This is a genomic window from candidate division WOR-3 bacterium, from assembly GCA_039801365.1.
Taxonomy (GTDB): Bacteria; Hydrothermota; Tepidihabitantia; order Tepidihabitantales; family Tepidihabitantaceae; genus JBDRUN01.
This window is the reverse complement of record JBDRUN010000122.1, coordinates 1-5,258: the sequence shown is the minus strand read 5'-3', so window position 1 is coordinate 5,258 and position 5,258 is coordinate 1. Positions and strand designations below refer to the sequence as shown.

The 5,258-nt window shown below is 59.3% G+C and carries 3 protein-coding genes; all 3 read right to left on the bottom strand.

Translation table 11 applies throughout. The features are described from left to right. The coding region (locus tag ABIL25_10780) for a hypothetical protein (GenBank protein ID MEO0082751.1) at window positions 1–2,814 on the bottom strand (2,814 nt) is incomplete at its 3' end. Beyond that, window positions 2,814–3,821 carry a PEGA domain-containing protein gene (locus ABIL25_10775; protein MEO0082750.1) on the bottom strand — a complete coding sequence of 336 codons (1,008 nt, stop codon included), beginning with the start codon at window positions 3,819–3,821 and terminating at the stop codon, window positions 2,814–2,816. The genes ABIL25_10775 and ABIL25_10780, both read right to left, overlap by 1 nt. Before the next feature lie 53 nt (window positions 3,822–3,874). Next, window positions 3,875–5,065 (bottom strand): PASTA domain-containing protein, encoded by a 1,191-nt coding sequence (locus ABIL25_10770; GenBank protein MEO0082749.1) that lies wholly within the window; start codon window positions 5,063–5,065, stop codon window positions 3,875–3,877. Window positions 5,066–5,258 lie beyond the last annotated feature (193 nt).

Sequence of the window (5,258 nt, the reverse complement as noted above, 5' to 3'; positions counted from 1 at the left end):
CCAGGTAAGGGCATGCGGTTCATCTCCGGCTTTGACCGTGGCGATCAGGGTCAGGGTCTGAGTATTGAGGACGCCCACGCTGTCAGCGTCCCGGCTGGCAGTATATAGTTTGCGCGACTCCGGATTAAAGACAAGGAAGCATGGTGCGGCCGGAACGGAGATTACGGTCGTTGTCATGTTCGTTTGGCCGTCAATAACGGTCACCTTGTTTGCAGACTGGCTTGCGACATAAACTAAGTTCCGGATGGTGTCCGCGACTACGTAGCATGGCATAGGTGAAACCGGCAGTGTCGTGATGACGCTGTTGTTCACGCCGTCCACTATCGTTACTTCGTTTGAGCCGGCACAAGCCACGTAGGCCTTGTTGGCCGCCCAGTTCCAGCACACCGAGGCCGGCCTTGAGCCGGTGCTGAGCGTCGCTATTACTGTGTCGCGGTTGGCGTCGATTATCGAGACCGTATTACTGCTCCAGTTGGCGCAGTACACCTTGTTGTTGGTTGCGTTCCAGGCCAGCGCATGTGGTTGGGTGCCGACGGCGATGGTCCGGAGCACAGAGTTGTTCGAACCGTCTATGACTGTTACGCTTGAGCCACCCTCATTTGCCACGTACACCTTGTTTCCAATCGGGTTGAACACCAGTGCACCCGGTTGGTCGCCGACCTTGACCCGGGCTATGACCGAGTTCGACCTACCATCAATGACCGTGACGGTGTCGGAATCTCGGTTCGATACGTAAACCCGGTCAGTGGCTGAGTTCCAGCACAGTGCGGCAGGTGCCCGTCCGGTTGGGACGGTTGCGACGACCGAGTCTGGGAAGCTTGGTGCAACCGTGAACAAGCCGCTCGTGCCCGAAGTCTGGGACTGGCCACAGTACGCGCGAACCTGGATTCGGGCCGAGTCGGTTTCCGGTGCAGGGACAAGCCAGGTGAATTCGGCCGGCCTGGATGTGCGGCCCTGGCGCTGCCATTCTGTACCGCCGTTACTCGAATAGTAGATAACGGTCGAGTCCATGCCATCGGTACCACCGGTCCAGGTGACGAGCTGCAGGGTCCGCATGTGCCACCGTGCGCCAGGAACTGGTGCAGTTACGGTTATCGCTGATGGCGCGAGTGAATCATACACTGTGTATGTCGGGCTAGTCCCGATTTGTTCCCAGTTGGCCAGAAAGACTCTGACCTTTATTCTCGCGTTCGTGGTTGCCGGGCCGGGCACGGTCCAGTCGTAGTGGCCGGTTTCGGTTGCCCGGCCGTGTCTGGTCCAAGTTGCGCCATTGTCGATTGAGTAGTAAATGACAGTTGAGTCAGTGCCGAGGGGCGGAGCGCAGGAAGCAGCAGGCAGGAGCAAGAAGCTGAATCGCGGTTCGTTGTTGCCAGCCCGGCGCGTCCCCCCAGTCCACTCGATGGTTTGGGACGAGCCCTCGCGCCATCGAGTCGTCTCAGAAGGCACCGTGATAGTAATCGGTGTGGGCAGCGAGAGCATCCGGAACACGGCGCTGGTGCCGATGGTTGTGTCCCGCCCCGTAAAAACTCGGACCTGTATTCGGGCACTGTCTGTTTCCGGCCCGGGTACGACCCAGTTGTACCGGCCAGGCTCGGTTGCGCGGCCGTGTCTGATCCAGGTTGTGCCGTTGTCGATTGAGTAGTAAATGACAGTTGAGTCAGTGCCGAAGTTCGGACTATAGGAAGCGGCAGGCAGGAGCAAAGAGCTGAATCGCGGTTCATGGTCACCGGTCCGGCACGTTCCTCCGGTCCATTCGATAGACTGGGCCGAGCCAAGGAGCCACAATTCGCCGGCGGCTGGACTTGTGACCACGATTCGCGAAATCGTTCGGAACCGCCAGAGCGGGCCGCCCTTTTCCGCAGCATGGTTGTCCCGTGCAACGACCCGCCAGTAGTAGTCGGTCTCGTAGGCCAGGGTTCCGGGCGTGTAGGTGGTTCCAATTTGGTTCTGGCTAACCCGGGACGGCGAGCTGGTTGAGCCGAAGTAAACGTCGTACCGAACGGTATCACCTGAGTCCGGGTCGGAACAAGTCCAGGAAAGTATGGTCCGGATTGATTGGCTGGTTGCGCCCGATTCAGGGGTGGGGTTCGAGGGCGTAAGAGGCGGGCGATTGGTGTCGGTCACAGCTCTCGTCGTGAAACTCCAGACCGGGCCAACTGCGCTGTCGCCCGCTTTGTCCCGTGCCACGACCCGCCAGTAGTATCGGGTGAGAAAACCAAGGTTTCCAGGGTCGTAAGTAGTAGAGCCATGCCCACTACGAGCAAGCATGGGCGGGGAACTTGAGCCGAAGTAGATATCGTAGCGGACAACGTCACCGGAGTCCGGGTCTCCGCCGGTCCAGGTAAGCACCACACCGGTGTCTTGTCCGGTTGCGCCGTCTTGTGGACTAGGCTGCGAGGGTGTGTATGGCGGCCGATTGCTGTCGTTCTCGGCACGGGTCGTAAAGCTCCAGATCGGTCCGGGCGTAGTGTGACCAGTAAGGTCTCGGCTTATGACCCGCCAGTAATAGACTGTGGCGAAACTGAGCCCACGTACGGGCCAGGCGTTTGTATCAAGGCCGGCCTGAGCCAGGGGAGGTTGATTTGTGGAGCCAAAGTAGACGTCGTAGGCAACAATGTCGCCAGAATCGGGGTCGCCACCAACCCACGTGAGGACCGTATTTGTGTCCTGACGCGTAGCGCTGTCCCCAGGCGATGGCGCTGAGGGCGTGAGCGGCGGTCGATTGTTCTTGGGGTCGAGGGGATTGGACCACCTACGGCAGAAGAAAAGTCCGAGTGCAAACTCAAGCGCAAGCAGAGCGAGAATGCGTTTCATCAGAACAGAATGTACGTGCCGATACCGAGAACGCCGAGCCCGGCCGTGATGTTGCGGATCATGTCCCAGCGTTGGGTTGATGTTCTATATCTCTGTGCCTCCCCTGGAGTGGTGGCTTCGGTGTATCGCGCGTATTCCATCTCGCCGAGAAATGCTGATACCCCACTGAATGCCAAAGAGACACAGCCAGCGACGAGCAAGCCGGCCTTCTTAGAGCGCATTGGCTCGAGTGCGAGAAAGAGTGTGGTCGTGTCGCGGCCGCGGACTTCGACGTAGTTGTACCAGTCGTAGAACCCAACTCGGCTGACCATCAGTTGGTACCGGGCAGGCGTGAGCTCAGCCAGGTACGGCGTTGCACCAACATCCTGTTGGTTGAGAAAGACTGTGGCCGAGTCCGGTTCAGACCTGACTGAGAGGAAGCCGGTCAACGGCCGCAGCTCGACTGACACCTGTGCGGACGGACGTCTGGCGCTGAGCTCTACAGTGCGTTCTTCTTCTCGGTAACCGGTCAGCCGGAATACAAGGGCGTGGGTATCCAAGGTGAGATTGCCGACCAAGAGCCCAGAGTCCGGAACAGTGCCCAAAGGCGTGTCGTCGAGGAGTACTTCGACTCCGGCCGGCGCGGCATGAATCAGAATCTCGCCCGTCGGCTTCGGGATGAAGAACGAGCCATGGTAGCTGCGGTACCCGGGGAGCGTTATCTCCAGTTCATGCTTGCCGGCGGTAAGCTGACGGCTGGTGATTGGCGTGGTGCCGAGCCGGTTTCCGTCAACGAGGACTGTTGCGCCTTCGGGCGAGGAGATTATCTGCACAAGTCCCGGTGCGACCCTTGTTTCAACCTTGAGTGCTGGCAGAGACGATTTGCTCGGCTCGGGACCAGGCATTGCGGTCCCGCAGTTCTTGCAGAACTTCGCGTCGTCGCGGTTTGAAGTACCACAGTTCGGACACGTCTTGGCCGCAAATGCGGCCTGTGCAAATACGAGAAGCACGAGGACAATAGCTACCACTGTTAGGACTCGCGACGTGTCTGGACGGTGTTCTGAGTACAGCGTGTCGCCTCCTATTCGAAGCGGTAACCGCACCGGGTGCAGAATCTGGCATGCTGCTCTCGCCGCAGCCCGCACTCCGGGCAGGTGGCGCGACCCCGGGATACGAGTAAGAGGACGGCAGTCCCTGGTTTGACTCTTGCGCTGGGTCCGGGATCCGTTCTGAGTGCCCGATTTGCTGACTGGACGTCGCTGTAAACTGAGTCAATTCTGGCGACCGACAGACCCAGCCGTTCGAGTGCGGTGCGCGCCTGGTCCGGCATCATGCCCGCTACTTCGGGAATGACGACGGCACCGGTACTCAACCATACCCAGACTGAGTCGTGTAGGTTGAGCCTGGTTCCAGGCCGGGGAGACTGGGCCACAATGAGACCGGCACGCGCCGTGTCATCTCTTTCTCCTGCAACCGCAAGAACTAATCCTGCCTTGGCGGTCAGTTCCTCGGCCCCGGTCTGTGACAGGCCGACTAAGTCAGGCATTTTTCGCGGACGTGGTCTGAGTGCGAGCGCGGCCCCGGTTACAATGGCGACAACCATAACCCCAGCCAACACCAGTATCCCGCTTCGGGATACGATCCGTGCCTCAAGTTGGCGGGGAACGGGATCGGCAGGAGGGGCATCAGCTCGGGCTGATTCATGGGCAGCTGCGACCGGTTGACTCCTGATCCCAGTCTCGGTCTGAAGCTTGGCAAGACGGGCAAGGGCCTCGCCGAACTCTCGTGCTGACTGAAACCGATCGTTCGGGTCCTTTGATAGCGCAGTGAGAATGATGCGCTGAAGTTCGGACGACACTTCAGACCGGATTGATTGCGGCATTGGCGGCGGCTGGTTGATGTGGGCTTGGAGCAGTTCATAGTTCAGTTCGGACACAAACGGTGGTCTGCCAGTAGCTGCCTCAAAGAGGACTGCGCCTACGGAATACAGGTCAGAACGGACATCTGGCGTACGGTGCATGGCCCGCTCCGGAGCAATGTAGCGTGGTGTACCGAGTCTGGATTCACCATACCGCGTAAGCTTGAAGGTGCCGCCGGGTCCACGGACAATGTTAGCAGGTTTGATGTCGAGGTGGAGTTCGCCCTGACTATGGTGCAGATCAAGGTCGCGCAGCACGTGCGTGAACATCCAGTTTACTTGGGGCTCGGGAATAAAGCCATGCTGCTCAAGAAGGTAGGCCAGGCTGTTGACGTAGGCCGTTTTCTCCGCCATCTGCAAGATTCCACAGTCAGCTTATTCAGAGCTAGCCTAGATGTCAATACAGTTATGGCAACCTGCAGGGCCGGCCAAGGCACATCGTGACCCCCTGCCTGACGCTTGCGCGTTTCATATGATACCCGTAGCGCCAGCAACTCGTCAAGGTCGAGCGCAGGCAACAGGAGAACACCCTGGTCTACCTGCGGCG